Annotated in this window: 1 pseudogene; it reads right to left on the bottom strand. The window is 55.0% G+C overall.

The features are described from left to right. Positions 1 to 229 (bottom strand): annotated as a pseudogene (locus tag SB756_RS36365) (hypothetical protein); the annotation flags it as partial.

The raw sequence follows: 229 nt of genomic DNA, 5'->3' as shown, positions 1-229 counted from the left end.
ATCCACACATCGGGAAGCGGCTGCAAAACTTGTTTATACGTCTCCGCAGCCTGGCTTGCATACTCTCTGGCTGCGTCTTCACTTGCTTTTGCAGCCGTCTGGCTTGCAGCGGATGCTTTCGCCGAGTTAGCCGCCGAAGTCTCGCTCGCCTTTGCGTTGGTTTCACTGGTTTTTGCAGCTTTTTGACTGTTGGCTGATGCAGTGGCAGAAGAAGCCGCCGCACTTGCAG

Source organism: Pseudomonas sp. SIMBA_068, assembly GCF_046534705.1.
Classification (GTDB): Bacteria; Pseudomonadota; Gammaproteobacteria; order Pseudomonadales; family Pseudomonadaceae; genus Aquipseudomonas; species Aquipseudomonas putida.
Note: the sequence above shows the minus strand (reverse complement) of the source record. Positions and strands in the feature narration are given on the sequence as shown.